16 protein-coding genes and 1 tRNA gene are annotated in these 18,630 nt (G+C 41.6%); 1 reads left to right on the top strand and 16 read right to left on the bottom strand.

Going from position 1 to position 18,630, the window contains the following annotated elements; genetic code table 11:
• Position 1 precedes the first annotated feature (1 nt).
• The 14 genes from RBB56_RS17035 to RBB56_RS16970 form a co-directional block, all read right to left on the bottom strand.
• Entirely contained in the window at positions 2-391 is a 390-nt protein-coding gene (locus tag RBB56_RS17035) for an arsenate reductase ArsC (RefSeq protein ID WP_306720150.1), read from the bottom strand.
• Between the two features lie 291 nt (positions 392-682).
• Entirely contained in the window at positions 683-1,048 is a 366-nt protein-coding gene (locus RBB56_RS17030) for a hypothetical protein (protein WP_306720149.1), read from the bottom strand.
• A gap of 279 nt (positions 1,049-1,327) precedes the next feature.
• A complete protein-coding gene (locus RBB56_RS17025) occupies positions 1,328-2,086 on the bottom strand; it encodes an ABC transporter ATP-binding protein (protein ID WP_306720147.1) in 759 nt (252 codons plus the stop codon).
• Positions 2,087-2,089: 3 nt separating this feature from the next.
• Complete coding sequence (locus RBB56_RS17020; RefSeq protein ID WP_306720146.1) at positions 2,090-4,426, bottom strand: ABC transporter permease; 2,337 nt, start codon at positions 4,424-4,426, stop codon at positions 2,090-2,092.
• Complete coding sequence (locus RBB56_RS17015; RefSeq protein WP_306720145.1) at positions 4,416-5,561, bottom strand: HAMP domain-containing sensor histidine kinase; 1,146 nt, start codon at positions 5,559-5,561, stop codon at positions 4,416-4,418. Before RBB56_RS17015 ends, RBB56_RS17020 begins: the two co-directional genes overlap by 11 nt.
• Positions 5,562-5,563: 2 nt before the next feature.
• Entirely contained in the window at positions 5,564-6,244 is a 681-nt protein-coding gene (locus tag RBB56_RS17010) for a response regulator transcription factor (protein ID WP_306720144.1), read from the bottom strand.
• A gap of 439 nt (positions 6,245-6,683) precedes the next feature.
• Positions 6,684-7,175 (bottom strand): hypothetical protein, encoded by a 492-nt coding sequence (locus RBB56_RS17005; protein WP_306720143.1) that lies wholly within the window; start codon positions 7,173-7,175, stop codon positions 6,684-6,686.
• A 160-nt stretch (positions 7,176-7,335) separates the two neighbouring features.
• Positions 7,336-8,121 (bottom strand): CPBP family intramembrane glutamic endopeptidase, encoded by a 786-nt coding sequence (locus RBB56_RS17000; protein ID WP_306720142.1) that lies wholly within the window; start codon positions 8,119-8,121, stop codon positions 7,336-7,338.
• 80 nt (positions 8,122-8,201) lie between these two features.
• Positions 8,202-9,686, bottom strand: coding sequence for an effector binding domain-containing protein (locus RBB56_RS16995; protein WP_306720141.1), 1,485 nt, complete (start codon positions 9,684-9,686; stop codon positions 8,202-8,204).
• 218 nt (positions 9,687-9,904) lie between these two features.
• Entirely contained in the window at positions 9,905-10,669 is a 765-nt protein-coding gene (locus RBB56_RS16990; protein ID WP_306720140.1) for a nucleoside phosphorylase, read from the bottom strand.
• A 143-nt stretch (positions 10,670-10,812) separates the two neighbouring features.
• A tRNA-Thr gene (locus tag RBB56_RS16985) sits at positions 10,813-10,885 on the bottom strand.
• 94 nt (positions 10,886-10,979) lie between these two features.
• Positions 10,980-11,858, bottom strand: coding sequence for a mechanosensitive ion channel family protein (locus RBB56_RS16980; protein ID WP_306720139.1), 879 nt, complete (start codon positions 11,856-11,858; stop codon positions 10,980-10,982).
• Between the two features lie 48 nt (positions 11,859-11,906).
• Positions 11,907-14,369, bottom strand: a complete 2,463-nt coding sequence (gene glgB / locus RBB56_RS16975; protein ID WP_306722204.1) for a 1,4-alpha-glucan branching protein GlgB — start codon at positions 14,367-14,369, stop codon at positions 11,907-11,909.
• 75 nt (positions 14,370-14,444) lie between these two features.
• The gene (locus tag RBB56_RS16970) at positions 14,445-15,677 is read right to left on the bottom strand and encodes a DUF1015 domain-containing protein (protein WP_306720138.1); all 1,233 of its coding nucleotides are present in this window, start codon (positions 15,675-15,677) and stop codon (positions 14,445-14,447) included.
• 166 nt (positions 15,678-15,843) lie between these two features.
• Between RBB56_RS16970 and RBB56_RS16965 the strand changes: the two genes are divergently transcribed.
• Complete coding sequence (locus tag RBB56_RS16965) at positions 15,844-16,089, top strand: hypothetical protein (protein WP_306720137.1); 246 nt, start codon at positions 15,844-15,846, stop codon at positions 16,087-16,089.
• A 66-nt stretch (positions 16,090-16,155) separates the two neighbouring features.
• Here RBB56_RS16965 and RBB56_RS16960 read toward each other — a convergent pair whose 3' ends face one another.
• On the bottom strand, positions 16,156-17,319 hold the full coding sequence (locus tag RBB56_RS16960) for a phosphoglycerate dehydrogenase (RefSeq protein ID WP_306722203.1): 1,164 nt from the start codon (positions 17,317-17,319) through the stop codon (positions 16,156-16,158).
• Positions 17,320-17,419: 100 nt separating this feature from the next.
• Entirely contained in the window at positions 17,420-18,502 is a 1,083-nt protein-coding gene (gene serC, locus RBB56_RS16955; protein WP_306720136.1) for a 3-phosphoserine/phosphohydroxythreonine transaminase, read from the bottom strand.
• Positions 18,503-18,630: the final 128 nt, after the last annotated feature.

Here is an 18,630-nt window from a genome sequence, read left to right as displayed (position 1 = left end):
CTCACAAGTCGAATCCGGATAATCCCTTTACCTTTGCCTCAATAACCTTTATGATCTTAATAAATTCCTCGTCACTCTTTCCTGTAGGATCATCAAGCCCCCAATCTTCACGATGTTCGCAGGGTAGGAAGGGACATTCTACGTTGCAGCCCATTGTAATAACAATATCTACAGACGGAATATCAGATAAAATCTTAGAGTACTGCGTCCTTTCCATGTCGATTCCATAAAGTTCTTTCATAAGACGTACAGCATCTTGATTGATCTGCGGCTTTGTTTCTGTTCCTGCTGAATAGCAATCAAACACATCTCCTGAAAAATGCCTGCAAAGGGCTTCTGCAATTTGCGAGCGACAGGAATTATGTACACAGATAAAAGCAATTTTTTTCATATTTGTTTCCTCCTCAAAGTAAATTGGAATTTATTCTTTATTCGTTTTCAAACAAATAATACTTGATGCTACTATAATTATTATTTTTGATATATAGTTAATATACTCATTCCCACCCGTGGAAATCTGAGAGAACGTATTTATCAACGAATGTGTAAATACGCACAACCATAAGCTACAACTTTTCTTATATATCATTCCAAGCAAAAAACAATTCGTTAAAAGTCCGGTAAAAAATCCGAATGCATTTATTTTATTTAATGCCCCATCAATATAGAAATATAAATAATGTCATATTCCCCACATAAAAAATATAGAAATTGTAGTAGCTATAAAACCTATCTTTTTCTCTAAAAGTGGTTGAAAAGTATATCGCCATCCTATTTCTTCTATTCCTCCAAATATAATGGATTTAAAAAAAATAAGAATCGGAAGATACCACTCTGAAGCACCAACAATCAAACTGCCATCCAAAAGCAAGTAACTAAATTCAATTATTATAAATAAGGCGATTACAGGATAATATTCATATGATTTCTTAAAATCGAAAAAATCTGTTATCAATTTTGAGATTGAAATATGCAAATATCTTATTGAAATAAAGCTTCCCCATAGCGCTGATGAGCATCCAGCCACAATAATACAAACAATTCCCATCGATGTAGAATAATCAATTATGTATCCCAATCTTCGTAAAAGGTATAATATTTTAACAGTATTATACTGCGCCGAGCAAAGCGAGTGTGCAAAAAACATACTTTGGCCGTTTGCGGACAAAGTATACTATTCCGCTTACAATAACTATTTGTCCTATACAACCGAATAGATAAATTCTCTCAATTAAATTCTTATCATCTATTTCCACTATTGCACTTCGAAAAAAATTTTATTTATCGACAAATACAAATACCGTTATATCCATAATAGCACATTAATCTAAATCCCTACAGCCGCCATCTGTGTGAGTACCTTTTCGGTTCTTGACCTCATATCCTTTCCGCTGAACTTTTGCAGCGAAAGCTCGGAGACGATACTCCCGTCTTTCGTGAACAAAATTCTATCGGCGCGGGCGGCAATTTTCGCATCGTGGGTCACAAGCAGAATCGCGGTGCCTTCCCTGTTGATGTCCACCAGCAATCCCATGATTTCCTCGGCCGATTTGGCGTTAAGCGCGCCTGTCGGCTCGTCGGCAAAGAGGATCTCCGGCGCGTTTATCAGTGCGCGGCAGATACCGGCCCGCTGGAGTTGCCCGCCCGAGACCTCGGTGGTATCCCTGTTCTCAAGCCCGTCAATTCCTGTTTTCTTCATCAGCGCCTTTGCCCTTTGCGTGGGCACCACAGCATCCTTCTTGCCGTCCCGAGCGGCTGGGAGGATGATGTTATCCAAGAGGTTCAGATTTTTCAACATAGTAGGCTGCTGAAAGATAAAGCCCATTTTCATCCGGCGTACATCCGCAAGCTCATCTTCCCGGAGCTTAGAGAGCTCAGTATCGCCGAACTTCACCGACCCGTCCGATATATCATCCATACCGGAAAGCGCGAACAACAGGGTGGATTTCCCGGAGCCTGACGGTCCCATGACGGCGACAAATTCACCTTTTGTGATTTCAACATTTACTCTATCAAGCACCTTTGCTTGTTCAACGCCCCTTCCAAAGGTTTTTACAATATTTCTTCCGGTAATTATATTTTCCATGGCCTATGCCTCCTTAATGTGTTCGAAAACCTTGAGTGAGCGAATATCTGATACTCCCAGCAATGTGGCGATACACACACACGTCGCAATCAACAGCGGGGAAACCATGTAGGCGAAGAAAGGGTTGACCACGAAATTGAAAGTAGTTGCGCCGAATGCGGATACGATCGCAACGCCAACGTACTCGCCGAGCGTGTTGGCCATTATCGTTCCGATGATAACTCCCAGCACCAGCACAATGACAGAGCGTGTCATATATTGCCCGCGAATACCCTCGCTTGTAAAGCCCATTGATTTCAGAATCGCGATGGAATAGCGGTCTTTGGCTACCAACATCTTCATAAACAACATTGTGACCAGTACGGTGAGCAGAACTGTTACCCCTATTGCGGCGTAGGAAGCCATCTTAATTGAGTTTATCATAGGGCCTAACATCTGATCGATATTTTCCTCAACACCGTAGGCTTTAGCGAAAGGTAATTGCTTGTTATACTGCGCTATGATTTCTTCAGCGTCCGCACCCGCACGGAAGGTAACTGGAATACTGATCGATAAAATATCCCCGGAATTAGTTGCAAAAATAGCTTGCGCCGTCCTACCGCCGTTGGTAATGTCAGAGTAAACCCCGCTGACCGTCAGTCGTTTCTCAGCGCCGTCAACCGTTAGAACAATTTCATCACCAATGGTTTTTGCGAGGTCGTCTGCGTACAAGGTGGAAATCGCGATTTCCGATTCTGTCCGTGGAACCGTTCCCTGAGAATAGGTAATGGGATAGGTTGTATGGTCGCCCAAGCTCACTCTCAGCTTCTGCATGGAGCCGTCATTTGCTTTCATATCGAACATTTTGGTAGTTATCATTGCGTATTTTTCCACGTTCGCGTCTGTTGCCAATAAATTTGCTGCTTCCGCGCCCTTTTGGGTGACGTCCTTTGCCTGTGTTGGCTTGATATATAAAGTGGCGTCGCATATCCCCATGCCCATGTAGGTGATAAAGCTCTTTGCCGAAATCGTATTATAGATGTTTTGTGGTACAATCATAACGAAAGACGAGATAATCAGCACCGTCAACATGGTCACATAGAGTTTTTTACGGGTAAGAATATCCTTGACTCCGAGAAATACATTCCGAGGAAAGAGCCGGTTGTTACTCAGCCGGAAGCCTCTCACCGATTTTGATTTTTCCCGGGGCGCGCCGAACCTAACCGCCTGCGCCGCCGATATTTTCCGAAAGCGCCGCAACACTCCGTTTACATACAGCAAAACTACGCCGTAAATTGCCGCCGTACCGACAAATCCACAAAGCAAGCCCAATAGAAGTGTCTGACGGTCGCTTTCTCCCATGTATAGGCGAATGTTTTGCATGAATGGGCCCGAAATCGGAACAGAAAGCAGGAATCCGAGTACACAGGCTATTCCGGCGATGACACCATATTTTGAGAGGTAGAGTTTTTTGATGTCGCTCAGCCGCATCCCAACGGCCTTTAACACGCCAATTTCCCTGTAATCCTCCTCGATTTTCGCCAGTAGCGTAAAGCGGATGCACAAAAATGTAACGATAATTACCAGTATGACAATCAGCGCCAGTACGCCTATCATGATGCCGTCCGTAAGACCGTTCATCAGCCTTATTTGCGTGTGTATGATAGCTGGCGGACCGTTTGCCGGAAGTCCCGCATCGAAATAGGCAGTCTCAAAATTCGCGTAAGAAACGCCGTCCCTTAACCGGAACTCTATGAGCTGTTCCAATTGCCCGAACTCTCGGATTTTTTCAAGGTCAGCTTCACTCACAAGGAATCGTTTGGAGGATACGAGCGCCGCGTTCATTGTGGAATCCCGTAAGAATCCCGCCAAGGTAAAATCCACGCCATGAATAGTAACCTTGTCGCCGGGCTTCGCGTTACCCTCCTGCATATAGTAAATGGGGAAATAGATTTCGCCGTTTGTGGGACGGATGATTTCGTTGTTTAAGTCGAGCAGGAAATCAAATCTTTCACTCTGTATGGAAAAACCGTTGTCCTGTACACTATCGGCAAGGGTATTGTCTCCTATTACAATTTCGGCGCCGTCGATGTTGAGAAACGGCAGTACCTGATAATCCTCCACAGCCTCTTGGTCTTCGGCGAAGTTCCGAAGTTGTTCCATATCCACATCGCCGGTGTGCATCTGTATAAAATGAATCGCCTTTGCCGAAAGCAGTATATGATCAATAGCACCTACTAAATTCACGCTTAGAGAAACTGCCAAGGCGGTGAGCATAGCCGCAATCAGGATAAATGCTGTGATTGTTGCGGTAATCAGCTTGCTTTTGCGTATGTCATTTTTAATGAGATTACTGTACATATCTACCTCCTCCATTTTTATTTCTAGGCAAGCGCAAAACAAACATCTTTGTGTAGGGCGCAAGTGTGTCCGACACAAAGACCTGGCCGGAATGCTGTTCCACAATCTTTTTCACAATGGCAAGCCCCAGTCCGGTTCCGCTGCCTGAACTTCTTGAATCATTGCCGGAAATAAAGGGTTCGAACAAATTCCCAGCGATTGCTTTAGGAATAGTCGCACCGCTGTCCGCAATCTGAATTATGATATGCTCCGATTCTTCCGTCAGGCTCACAGCCAACAGACTGCCCGCGGGATTATGGCGAATCGCGTTTGTAAGAAGATTGCCGATGGCGCGGCTCATTTCCAGCGAATCCATTTTGTAATATACAGGTTCTTCCGGCAGCCGCAGGGTAAGTTCCATCTGCTTACTCTCAATCTCGCCGAAGAGGGAGGCACAAGCTACACGAAGCAGTTCCGCTATATCGGCTGGAACTAAATTCATTCGATATTGCGGTGCGCCAAGTTTGGAATAAGAAAGCAGTTGGTCAACCAATGCGTTCATTTGGTCTGATTTTGCTTTAATTGCCATATGGTACTCCCGCTGTTTATCCGCATCATCCACCATGCCGCTTGCCAGAGCGCCGGCATATCCCGTAATCGTCGTCATCGGAGTTTTCAGATCATGGGCGATATGCGAGAAAAGACGCATTCGTTCGTTTTCCATAGTCATACGTTTTTCTTCGTAGTCTTTGAGCTTACGTGTCATGTGGTTGAAGGCATCTCGCATTTCTTTGAACTCGGTCTCCGTTTCAAAATCCAGCGAAATGTTCAAATTGCCGCTTGAAACCTCCCTAAATCCTTCTGCCATGCGCCCGGCCGGATAAGAAACTTTGCGGCTTATACTGCGCGCAAAAAGGGCAATTCCCACACAGTATACTGCCAACTGCACCAGCCCCCATAAAATGATAAGTGCAACTTGGTACGGCTCCATCCCCACCGCTATACCGGGGATTCCGTCATAAGGGAAATCTCTTTCAGCGCCATACACAAGCGCACTGAATATGTCTTCTAATACAGATATGACAATCTCAATTCCGAGAAAATAGCCGATGAACCTAAGCACAACGGTTCTTAATATACTGTGTTTTCGCTTCATCTTTACGCCTCCAACCTATACCCCAGCCCTCGGACTGTCCCGATGGACACCGCACAATCGCCGGGAAGCTTGCCTCGCAGCTTGCTGATGGCGACCATCACCGTATTGTCATCAACGGTGACCGTTTCCTGCCATGCGGCATCATAAATCTGCTGTTTGGTAAACACACGGCCGGGACTTTGCATAAATAGCTTCATCATGTTAAATTCTGTTGCTGTAAGCTGTATGCTTTCGTTGTCGGATCGCAAAGTACAAGCAGAAGTATCGAGCATCAAACCACCCACTTTCAACAAAGCCGCGGCGAAATCCGCCGTCTGCTCGCCATGGCGGCGCAGTCTGGCTCTAATTCGGGCAAGCACCTCCAGAGGGTCAAAAGGTTTTGTTACATAATCATCCGCCCCGAGGTCGAGACCCAAGATTTTTTCATGGTTTTCTGTTTTAGCGCTCACGACGATAATGGGAAGATTCCCACGTTCCCGCAAGGCTTTGATAAGCTGGTAGCCGTCAAGCTCCGGCATCATAATGTCGATGATTGCCAGATCAATTTGCGCTGAGTCGGCCTGTTTAAGCGCCTCTAATCCGTTTTCGGCCTGCATCACAGAATACCCGTCCTTTTCTATATACAGCCGCAGAAGCTCACGGATTTCTTTTTCGTCATCCACAATCAGAATGGTTTGGTTCACGATGTATCCCTCCTTATTTATCTCGCATCTCCCGGCTGTAAATCTATCATAACAGCCGAACCTTTCAGTTTATCCAATCGAACCTTAATATTGATTTAACATTACCTTTCAGTTACCTTAAACTTTATAAAACTTAACATGAATCCTTACCATTTATTATATTTGATAAAATGGACAATATCAAACTGATATGTACGTGAACTTTCTATCCCCACAACGGAGAAAAATAAAAAGCCCAGTATCACTGGACTTTTCGGCTCATCAACATTGTATCTAAGTTGACGTTTTCATTTGAAATGTTTCTGACTGGCTATTAAAAATTTCTATTGCTACGGCTCCACTTCGAACAATATTAAATGCACCCGCCAATTGGTATATCTCGTTTCTTTATTTACCGGAACAATTTTTGATTTTAATAAAAGCAGTTCCTTTACTATCACTATGGTGCTTCCAAGGTATGATGTGGTACGATCCAAACTGTGTAATTACCCCAATAGATTTCTGAACCGACAATGAGATGCGCTACACCGTTTGAAAATATATATCCACTCCCCGCTTGTTCGACAAACTCTACATTTCTATTGGCTTCAACATATTCAAATAACTCTGGGCATTCACCGCGTTTTGATATAAAAACGCCTTCCTTGTTCCCCACTTGTACATATGGCTGTACATCACTGATTTTTGTCACAGCAATCAAATATGGAAGTGGATTTCCTCTCTGAAAAATGATTGGTCCCCATATGGATAGTATGGAGGTTATTATTAACATGGCCGCTGTGCACACAACAGCCAGTACTTTTCGTGTTCTTTTTTCTTTTTTTAGAACCTGTATAGAAATTTCACTTGATTTTTCTGCCATATCCTGCTGTGTCATACTCTTGTGCTTGCGAATTGACGCAATTAACTGACCAGTCTTTACACCATTCATAATTATTACCTCGAAATCATCCTAATCTAAGGCTATAAGCGTGACAACTGACTGTTGGTTGAATTGAAACTACATAAGTAACCCGCAATTTACTATCCGACAAATTCTTATTTGCATTTATAGTACCAAATTTTTGCAAACACATTACAAAAAAGATTTTTCAGGATGCCGGAATATGGTTCTTTTTCAAATTCAGAATAATGGAACCGCTGATTGCAGGGATAAGCACAAAAGACAGAAACCTTACAACAAAAAAATTCCCATCTACCTCAATAAGTTTCTGCATGGGGCCTATTGATTGGGTAACTGTCATCATTGCAACATGAAATCCCATTGAAAACCAGATGCTTCCGCTCAACATCCGAAAATATCCCAATAAAAATCCAAATCCAGGGATGAAGAGCCATTGGTCTATTGAATATAGTGAGCCTATCAAAAAAGCAAACAAAGTGAATAAGAAGGTTTGTGCCAGAAGTGCTGCCCAAGGCGAAAAAACAGCTTCCAGGCGAGAATAAAGATAACCTCTTGTAATTTCCTCAGGAAAAGCCTCTATGAAAAATACTGCAACGAGCAGGGCAAGTAATCCCAAAATCAAAGTGGTTGATTCGGTCTGTAAAACTATTACAACCTGCCCTGCCGATACAAAAGCATATATGCTTATTACAGCAGGAATTATCCAGCACAGAAAACCGAAACTAAGGTCTTTCAAATGACTGGAAACTGCCTTTTTCTCTGAAAAAGAGTTTGTTCTCCTCTCAGCGTGAAGCATAACAATCATAAGCACACAGATTAAAAACGAAAGAAAGAGACCTGCGGCAATGTGCCGAAATACATTATATGCAAATTTCTGAGTATCGAAAAGTATGAATGTTAATCGCCATATTACAACCGACAAGACAAAAACAAGTATAATCTTTCCGATTGACTTCGCCTTTTCAGTTTTCAAGGATTCACCTCTTTCCCATCAGTATAATAATACATATTTCATTCAAAAGTTTTCCATGCCAAGAAAAAACGTTTTATCATTCATTTAATTGGATACCAACCATAAACGACACTTGTCATTTCTGCCTCATCTCTTGGGTTAGGTTTCCATATCCTACCGTCAGGGGTTGCTGTAAATGACCCCGAAATAATACCGTTCCAAGTATATCCCAGCTTTGGGCAGACGGCATGGTCATCAAAGATATCTGCCTTTGTGTACTCAAATATCAACCATCTTGAAGCATCTATTTTTTCAATATATAAATTATGCTGCATGAAGGCTTTTAAATCGATAATATCCGATTCTGCAAGGCAAATAGTATAACGCCACCCACCCTGCATTTGGGAATCTAAGTCATGTGAGCCAAAGCCCAGTATAGGTGAACCGGGCTTTCTGAAATTGTTTAGGATGTCCAAGCGGCCGTCACGCCTTACCTCTTCAATAAATCCTTCAACACTCTCATCCCCCCTTATGATTTTTGTAAATCCCAGAATTCTAAATTTGTTTTTTGAAATGATGCTTGCCTTAAATCCACACTTTTCCTTACTTCCAGGTATCTCCTCTAATATTTCTTCCGATATAATATAATCTTTTATCGGTGTCAGATAGTCAATTTGATTTTCAAAATCGGACTTTTGAAAATTATTGAAATTTAGAACCTCGTACAAATCAAGATGCATGCCCCCAAAGCTGTCAATTTCATTCATTGGTGGGTCAACACGAATTAAATTTCCGTCAAAGTCATATTGATACTTTTCACTTTCGTTGATCCAGTCTTGCAACCCTAACGCAACTTCAAAGCCGTTGTTATCCAAAACATGAGCTGCATACTGTCCACCAAGGAATCGTTTTTTATGAAAGGCAGATGGAACAGCTAATGTATCAGGAATCGAAACCCACACCTCATCTCCAAAATTATTACCTGTTGCGTTTTGATGTGCAATCTTAAAAACCCTTAAATCAGGCTTTGCGTCTATTAAATTGTTTTGCTTAACAAAGTCAGTCATTGCTTGCCACGCCTTTTCTTCGGAATTTTCTCCCGAGAAATAGAAAGACGCAACGGTCATTGGCGGAAGATATACAACCCGTACATTTTCCAATTTGTTCAAAACATCTGCCGCTTTTAATAAATGGCTCATAGTAATACTCTCCTTAACATTTTTTTGGACTAAGGAGAGGGAGCGAGTCATTTCCAATACAGAATCAGCACTGATGAAGTCCAGGTCCAAATTAAGGTTAGCTATTTCCTCAATCTCAATTACAAATTTATCCAAGATTATTTTTATGGTCGATAAAGCGGTAATCTCGCTATCCAATTCCTGTATATTTTTCTTGAAAACGTCAACTACCTCGCTGGCATTAGGATTGTTCAGGATAATACAAATCTGTTTTATCGGAATTTGCAGTTTACGCAGAACAATAACCTGCTGTAAGCGTTTGAGGTTTGCTTCGTCATAAACCCTATACGAGTATCCCTCTTTCCTCATGCTTTTAATAAGACCATTTTGTTCATAATAACGGAGCATTCTCGTGGATATGCCATATTCCCTTGAAACAGTGCTGACCGTTTGTAATCCATGTTCACGCCCTCCTTTCTTAACCTTATATAAGGAATATAGACTACGACATCATGTTCAAGTCAAGCTTTAAAATAGAAAAGCTATATCTTTCCCTGTGATAATGGTGGAAAAAATTTTTGCCTTTAGGCACAAATTTTTATAAGTTAGAAATGAGGTTTTATCACCTACATAAGTTTGGTGGCTAACTCCATAGCTAACAGTGCAATTCTATCTTTATCCAAAACATTTGCTGAATTTGCCAGACTTCGTGCATCCCATTCGTCATTATCCAGGTTATCTGCCGCATAAAAGAAATGGAATACTTCTTTTTCTCTAAAACCTGCCAAAGCAGCAACCGCTGAACATTCCATATCTACACAGATACAACCGTTTTCTTTTCGTTTATTTACTTTTTCACGGGTCTCTCTATAACAACCATCCGTAGTCCAAACTTTTCCCACAGTATATGAACATTTATGTCTGTTTAAAATTTCAATAAATTCATCCTGATACTTTATATTAACTTTAATTTCATCCGATGCGGGAGCATAATGAAAGCTAGTTCCCTCGTCTCTCACAGCAGCATTTGGTATAATAATTGAGCAATCTTTTATTCCAGCATCCAATACCCCACAAGTGCCAAAAAGCACTATCTTTTCTATGCCCATAGCAAATACATCTACTAAAATAGCTATACAACCAGGCGCTCCGACATATGACATAAACAATGCCATTTCGATTCCATTATAGATAACTTTATATATGGGAATATCCATATTTGCCGTTCCTGTCGAAGCAATTGGAACACCATTCAGTTCTTTGAGCAATCTATCGAATGTTATTCGCGAAAAACATGAAACAGCAATTGGGGGAATATTTTTTATCGGTTGAATTATATCAAATGCGTTGATAACCGCATTTCTATTGGAATCAAATTCTTCAAGTAACATAGCTTCATCACCTCCATAAATTCCTGTTTGTATATTTCAGAATTCCTATTTAGCTAAGCAATATAAGAAACTTAAACCTATAATATCACATATAAATATAAAAAGACATAACTTACCCTTGACGGTAAGCTATGTCTTTTGGAAGCTCCCGAGGGGATTCGAACCCCTGACCTACGCATTACGAATGCGTCGCTCTACCAGCTGAGCCACGGAAGCAATTTGGTATCTACATCAGATACCAAATGCTATTATAATGTCTATTCGTTCTTTTGGCAAGCATAATTTAGTCTTTTTTTCATATTTTTTTGCTTTATTCGCACTTTTCCTTAAGCGTTATTTCCATCTGAGGGGCGAAGATACTAACCCCGGCTTCATCGAGTGCGTATTTAATATTCTCTGTAACCCGCCACTTCCCTTGCCAGAAATCTTCCATAGTGAACCAGCATCTTACACCGATGCTTACAAAAGCATCTCCCAATTCATTGGCATAGGCAAAATGCTCTTGGTCTTTCAATACTGCTTCCTCATTTTTCAACACTTGCTCCAGAACTTCTTTCGCTAACTTAATATCTGCGGTATAAGGAATTCTAACCGTAATATCCATTCGCCGTTTATCACATGCGGTTACATTCGTTAAGCTGGAATTAGCGAGGGTACCGTTAGGGAGTACAATTATTTTATTGTCCGGTGTAATGAGCTTCGTATAAAATAACTCAATTTCTTTCACACTGCCTTCGTTGCCGTTCGTATCTTCCTTAATATAATCTCCTACTTTAAAGGGCTTAATAAGCAAGATAAGAACCCCTCCCACGAAATTGGACAAACTTCCTTGGATTGCAAGGCCGATTGCCACACCGGCAGAACCGAGCAAGGCTAGAATACTCGCAGCATCCAGTCCAAATCCGGAGGCAATTGTAATAATAAGCACTGCATATAATGCCGCTTTTAAAAAGGAATCGATAAACTGTATAACGCCTTTATCCGCATGCCCTCTCACCAAAGACTTCTTAACTATCTTGCGTATCACTTTAATAAGCTGTACGCCCACCATGAATACAATAACGGACAGTAATACTCTTGTTCCTAAATGCCATGCTTTTTCAGGAAGCTCCTGTAAAAATTTCTCAATCACTCCTATACTGATCCTTTCCTCTGTCGTAAGCGCTGCCAAAACCTCAAGATATTCCATATATTCCCGATCCTTTCAGAGGCTGAAAGAAGGAGATTCTTTCAACCTTTACTTCTCTCTCTCCTTACGAATCTTTTCCTCTTCTCTTCGAACAGCTTCTGCTTCTTTTAATATCTTTTTCGCACACTCCTGCGCTTTCTTCGCTTCTTTCAGCATTCTTTCAGCCTCTGCTTCCTTCTCCATACGCTGCTTTTCAAGTAAAGCTATTCGATCCTTACGCTGCCGCTCCAGTGCCTCTGCCTTTTCTCTGCGAATTTTCTCTTCTCTTCTTTTATCCGCTTCCTTTTTTTCTTCAGGAGTATAAGGAATATAAGTAAGAAGCACTGCAGATAACGGCGCACTCGTCACTTCTATGGAATAACGCCTTCCATCGAATTCTTCCTCTTGTGTCATCAAAAAGCCCTCATTCACCCTTCCTTCTCCACCGAAGTTCTTATCGTCCGTATTTAAGATTTCCTTATATTTTCCTTCATAAGGCACCCCTACGGTGAAAGCTTTTTCTATATTTGCAAAGTTCAAAATTACAACTAATGTTTCTTCCGGCTCATCTGCTTTTCTCATGAATACAAGCATGCAGTCGTTGGAAGAAATGCAGTTAATCCATTCGAAACCATTCCATGAAGTATCATACTTATAAAGTGCCGGATATTCTGTATAAATATTATTTAGAGCTTTTACCAGATTCTGCACACCTTTATGGCTGTCATATTGCAATAGTCCCCATTCCACTTCCCTTTCTTCGTTCCATTCATGGAATTCCGCAATATCCTGCCCCATGAATAACAACTTTTTCCCGGGATGTGTCATCATATAAGCATAAGTCAGCTTTAAGTTGGAGAACTTTTCTTTCATCTCACCGGGCATCTTCCCGATCATTGTTGCCTTTCCATGGACAACTTCATCATGGGAAAATACAAGCATAAAGTTCTCGCTATAAGCATAAATCATGCTGAACGTAAGTTCATTATGGTGATGAGAACGGAAATATGGATCATAGGCAATATATCCCAAATAGTCATTCATCCATCCCATATTCCATTTTATGTCGAAGCCAAGTCCATTATCCTCCACATCTGTCGTAACTTTCGGCCATGCAGTGGATTCCTCCGCAATCATAAGCACACCTTCATTTCGTTTCTTCACGATAGAATTCAAATGCTTTAAGAATTCAATAGCTTCCAGATTCTCATGACCGCCATAGATGTTGGCTACCCATTCCCCGTCATTTTTCCCATAATCTAGATACAGCATAGAAGCGACTGCATCCATGCGAATTCCATCCACATGGTATTTCTCGATCCAATATAGGGCATTAGCAATCAAATAATTGGACACCTGCGGCCTTCCATAATTGTAGATAAGGGTTCCCCAGTGGGGATGGAATCCCTTTCTCGGATCCTGATGCTCGTATAAACAGGTACCATCGAAATTCGAAAGTCCATGAGTATCCCTTGGAAAATGTGCCGGTACCCAATCCAAAATCACACCGATATCTGCCTTGTGCATCTCATTCATAAAATACATGAAATCTTCATGTGTTCCATATCTGGACGTAGGAGCATAATAACCGATTACCTGATAGCCCCATGATCCATCGAGAGGATGCTCCATAATGGGCATTAACTCAATATGAGTATACCCCATCTCTTTCACATATTCGATAATAAGAGGTGCCAACTCTCTATAATTTAAATATCCGCCGTCTTCTCCTGCTTTAAAAGAGCCCAAATATAGTTCATAGATACTAATCGGTTTCCCCTGTCCTTGTTTCTCCCCTCTTTTTGTAATCCAAGCCTCATCCTCCCACATGAATATGTCTTCTCCGACTCCCAAACCATCTCTAATAACGGAAGCCGTATCCGGACGAAGTTGCTGTCCAAAGGCATAGGGATCTGCTTTCAGATAAGTCATCCCACTCTTTGTCTTAACTTCGAACTTATAATTTTGCCCTACTTCCGCATCGGGAATAAAGATCTCGAAAATGCCGGAATCCGCGAGTCTGCGCATCTGGTGCATTCTTCCATCCCAGTTGTTGAAATCTCCCACAGTACTCACACGAAGTGCATTTGGTGCCCATACAGCGAAATAAACACCCTTTATCCCATCGATCTTCATCGGATGCGCACCCAGCTTCTCATAGATAGTGTAGTGAATTCCTGCTGTAAACTTATCGATATCTTTTTCCTCTATTTGCGGTGCAAACCGATAAGCATCCTGTATCTTTCTTAATGTTCCATCTTCCCCTTCTACGATGTATTCATACTGCCCAGCCCATTTTCCCTGAATCAATACTGCAAAGAAGCCTTCTTCATCGGCCATTTCCATTTCGTAGCTTTTTTTCTCTTTCTTATTTTGCACGAGAACACTTTTAGCTCCAGGAAAAAATGCCTGAAGCAGCGTATTGCCTCCTACCGCATGAGCCCCTAATATTTTATGGGGATTATCCGATTCCGAATAAATAATTGCCTCTATTTCCGGCCAATCCATTAGCTTATACAATTTATGATTCATCATAATCCCTTCCCTTCCGCTATGTATCTCCTTATTTGCCGCATTTACCTAACTGTTCAGTACCCTCATAGTTACTTATATTCTATGAATGAATAGACCACTTCTTAACTTAGGCTCGAACCACGTGGATTTCGGCGGCATCAGCTTGCCGGCATCGGATACTGCAAATAATTCCTTAATAGAAGTCGGATATAAGGCAAATGCTACTTTCGCATCGGTGCGTACCCGGCGTTCCAGCTCCCTTAATCCCCGAATTCCTCCGACAAAATCAATCCGCTTCTCCGTCTTCGGATCATAAATACCAAGTACAGGTGCCAACAACCTCTCTTGAATAACCGTCACATCAAGGGCTTCCACCGGATCATCATCATAGGGTTCCTTTGCCTCGAGCTTATACCAGAAATCATCGAGATACATACCGAAACTCCCCTTTTTCTCCGGCTGATACGGAGCTTCTCCCCATTTCGTAAGTTGAAACTGCTCTTCAACTTTCTGCAAATATTTCTCTTTATCGAGTCCGTTTAAGTCCATAACAACGCGGTTATAGTCCATAATCATCAACTGATCATCAGAAAACAGGACGGAAAGGAAATAGTTGAACTCCTCTTCCCCCGTATAGTTCGGATTCTCCTGCCTTTTTTTCAAGGATACCTTTACCGCGGAAGCACATCTATGATGCCCATCCGCTATGTATATATTGTCTATCTCTGCAAATGCGTTTTTTATTCTTTCTACCGTTTCTTTTTCTTCCACCTTCCATGCACTATGTGTTACTCCATCCTCAGCGGTGAAACGATAAAGAGCATCTGTCTTTCTCGCTCTTTCGATTTCTTCGCGAATGACAGGATGAGAACGGTATGCCAGGAAAATGGGGCCAGTCTGAGCCTGGCATGCATCCACATGACGAATACGGTCTATCTCCTTATCCTCTCTCGTATTCTCATGCTTCTTAATCACCTGATGAATATAATCATCCACAGAAGCGCAAGCAACAATCCCAATCTGAGTCCGCCCCTCCATTAATAACTCATACACGTAATAGCAATCCTTCGTATCTTCGATTAATTCCTTATTCGCTACCATATTCCATAATAGCTCATGTGCCTTTTCATAAACACAGTCTGCATAGGTATCCACATCAGCTCCAAACTGTGTCTCAGCCCTATCAATCCTTAAAAAAGAAAGAGGTTCTTTTTCTACCTCTCTTTTTGCTTCTTCCCTGTTATATACATCATAGGGAAGTGCCGCTATCCGTTTTTCCAATCCGTTTGCCGGACGAATCGCCTTAAAAGGTTTTACATTCGCCATTTTTTCTCCCTCGCAAGTCTTATGTGATATAATTATTTTAGCAAATTAACCTATACAGTACAAGCATCAAGTGGTAAAATGAAGGGGATAAAAATTATAAATTAACTAGTAACAGGGAAAGTACTGAACTGTTACGAATAACGATAATATACTATGGAGGTAAGTCATGACAGTTGAAAACATTCAGATATGGGAGAGAATCAGTAAATATGCCGAAGAGGTACTTGGCGATATCGATCCTCAGAAGACGCCTGTTTCCACACAGTTGGAAGCGCTCAAGCCTATTATGGAGGAAATTGCTGCGGAGAAAAACATGTCTCTGGAGGATGTATTCATTTTATATATGGATCTTGCCAGCGAGGCCGGGGTTCAGGCCGAAGCACAATTAAAAAAAGATTTGGTCGATTTATAGAATGATACAAAAAAAGAACGTCTCCGGTTTGCAAATGACCGGGGATGCTCTTTTTTTTGTATCATATTATTTTACTACTCTTACACGGAATACACCATCGATAGCCTGAAGCTTTTCCACCATCTCTTGTGTGGGGCTGCTTTCCAAATCTATCATCGTATAAGCAACTTCTCCCTTAGACTTATTTACCATATCGGTAATATTGACGCCTTCATCGCCGAAGCATGCCGCAAATCTCGTAATCATATTCGCCTTATTTTTGTGGAAGATGGCTACGCGCCCTGCCTGTGTGCAAGGCCCCATACTACAGTCAGGGTAATTCACACTATTTACGATGTCGCCATGTTCCAAGTAATTCATCATCTCTTCTACTGCCATCTTCGCGCAGTTATCCTCTGACTCTTCAGTAGAAGCTCCCAGATGAGGGATAACAATACAGCCTTCCTGACCCGCTGTAATCGTGTTCGGGAAGTCAGTTACATATTTACCGATCTTACCTGCTTTAATTCCTTCAATCACATCGGCTTCATTTGCCAACAGATCCCTTGCAAAATTAAGAATAATCACGCCTTCTTTCATTTTCGCAATGGCATCTTTGTTAATCATTCCTCTTGTGCTTTCCAGAAGCGGTACATGAACAGTGATGAAATCACAGTTTTCATATATTTCATCCACATTCAGCACATGTTTTACATCACGGCTTAAATTCCACGCCGCATCCACGGATAAGTACGGATCATAACCATAGACTTCCATACCTAAATGTCTTGCTACGTTAGCCACCTTAATACCGATTGCTCCAAGGCCGATTAAACCAAGCTTCTTATCCTGAATCTCCGTACCTGCGAAGTTCTTCTTTTCTTTTTCAGCACTTTTTGCAATATTTTTATCTTCTTTATTTTCTTTTACCCAGTTCACACCGCCTATGATATCACGGGAAGCAAGAAGCATACCAGCAATTACGAGTTCTTTTACACCATTAGCATTGGCTCCGGGAGTGTTGAATACAACAATACCTTTTTCCGCACATTTTTCCAACGGAATATTATTTACTCCGGCACCCGCTCTCGCTACTGCTAATAGCTTATCGGGAAATTCCATATCATGCATAGAAGCACTGCGAACCAGAATTCCGTCAGCCGCATTAACATCCTCTGTCATTTCATACTTTCCTGTGAATTTATTTAAACCGATTTCTGCAATCGGATTTAAACAATGATATTTAAACATCTCTATTCCCATCCTCTCATTTCGCTGTTTTAATTTTATATTACTACTTTGCAACTGTTCATTATCTTCACAGTCACGCTGCTTTTACTATCTTCGATTTTTAGGCATTCTCTGCCTCAAAAGACCTCATGAACTCAACCAATTTCTCTACACCTTCGATCGGCATCGCATTATAGATACTCGCACGCATACCGCCCACACTTCTGTGGCCCTTCAAGTTTTCAAAACCGGCCGCTTTCGCCTCTTTTATGAATTTCGCATCCAATTCTTCATTTCCTGTAATGAAAGGTACGTTCATCAAAGAACGGTCTTCTTTTCTTACCGTTCCGCTAAACAGCTTGCTCTCATCGAGAAAATCATAAAGAACCTTCGCCTTTTTCTCATTATATTCTTTCATCGATTCAAGGCCGCCCTGCTTTTTCAGCCATTTGAATACCTTTCCGCAAATATAGATGCCATAAGCCGGCGGCGTATTGTAAAGAGAACCCTCATCCGCATGTATCTTATATTTTAACATGGTCGGCGTTCCCGGAAGGCACTCTTCCGTAATCAAATCTTCTCTGATAATTACGATAACCACTCCTGCCGGTCCTATATTCTTCTGTACACCGCCATATATAACTCCATATTTCTCTACGTCCACAGGCTCGGACAAGAAACAAGAGGATACATCCGCTACAAGCGTATGCCCTTTTGTATTCGGCAATGTTTTAAACTTCGTTCCGTAGATCGTATTATTCTCACATATATATATATAGTCAACATCTTCCGGTATATCCAAATCGGAGCAATCAGGTATGTAGGAAAATGTCTTATCAGCAGAAGATGCAACTTCAATCGCTTCTCCGTATATCTTCCCTTCCTGATAAGCTTTTTTGGCCCATTGTCCCGTCAGTATGTATGCTGCTTTTTTATTCTTCATCAGATTCATCGGTATCATCGCAAACTGCTGGCTGGCTCCGCCTTGAAGAAATAATACGCGGTAATTATCCGGAATATTCATAAGCTCCCTCAAATCCGCTTCCGCCTCCTTGATGATTGTATCATACGCCTTGGAGCGGTGGCTCATCTCCATTACGGACATGCCGGTTCCCCTATAATCTAACATTTCATCTGCAGCTTCTTTTAGCACTTCTTCAGGTAAAACTGCCGGACCCGCCGAAAAATTATAAACTCTGGACACTTTTTTATCCTCCTGCCTTATACATAAAAATCATTTTACAATTATTGCTAGTATTCGTCAACTGTAAGTTACATCATTTTGCATATTTATGCAATCTGATGATTATGCCTTTTCTTCACTATGTATTC

This window comes from Kineothrix sp. MB12-C1 (genome assembly GCF_030863805.1).
Lineage (GTDB): Bacteria > Bacillota > Clostridia > Lachnospirales > Lachnospiraceae > Kineothrix.
The sequence above is the reverse complement of the archived record's forward strand: the minus strand, read 5'-3'. Positions and strand labels throughout refer to the sequence as shown.

Bases quoted from the DNA above. Each gene is read 5' to 3' on its own strand.
- RBB56_RS17035 (WP_306720150.1), bottom strand. From the start codon at position 391: ATGAAAAAAATTGCTTTTATCTGTGTACATAATTCCTGTCGCTCGCAA.
- RBB56_RS17030 (WP_306720149.1), bottom strand. From the start codon at position 1,048: ATGGGAATTGTTTGTATTATTGTGGCTGGATGCTCATCAGCGCTATGG.
- RBB56_RS17025 (WP_306720147.1), bottom strand. From the start codon at position 2,086: ATGGAAAATATAATTACCGGAAGAAATATTGTAAAAACCTTTGGAAGG.
- RBB56_RS17020 (WP_306720146.1), bottom strand. From the start codon at position 4,426: ATGTACAGTAATCTCATTAAAAATGACATACGCAAAAGCAAGCTGATT.
- RBB56_RS17015 (WP_306720145.1), bottom strand. From the start codon at position 5,561: ATGAAGCGAAAACACAGTATATTAAGAACCGTTGTGCTTAGGTTCATC.
- RBB56_RS17005 (WP_306720143.1), bottom strand. From the start codon at position 7,175: ATGAATGGTGTAAAGACTGGTCAGTTAATTGCGTCAATTCGCAAGCAC.
- RBB56_RS16995 (WP_306720141.1), bottom strand. From the start codon at position 9,686: ATGCTCCGTTATTATGAACAAAATGGTCTTATTAAAAGCATGAGGAAA.
- RBB56_RS16990 (WP_306720140.1), bottom strand. From the start codon at position 10,669: ATGTTACTTGAAGAATTTGATTCCAATAGAAATGCGGTTATCAACGCA.
- RBB56_RS16980 (WP_306720139.1), bottom strand. From the start codon at position 11,858: ATGGAATATCTTGAGGTTTTGGCAGCGCTTACGACAGAGGAAAGGATC.
- glgB (WP_306722204.1), bottom strand. From the start codon at position 14,369: ATGAATCATAAATTGTATAAGCTAATGGATTGGCCGGAAATAGAGGCA.
- RBB56_RS16970 (WP_306720138.1), bottom strand. From the start codon at position 15,677: ATGGCGAATGTAAAACCTTTTAAGGCGATTCGTCCGGCAAACGGATTG.
- RBB56_RS16965 (WP_306720137.1), top strand. From the start codon at position 15,844: ATGACAGTTGAAAACATTCAGATATGGGAGAGAATCAGTAAATATGCC.
- RBB56_RS16960 (WP_306722203.1), bottom strand. From the start codon at position 17,319: ATGTTTAAATATCATTGTTTAAATCCGATTGCAGAAATCGGTTTAAAT.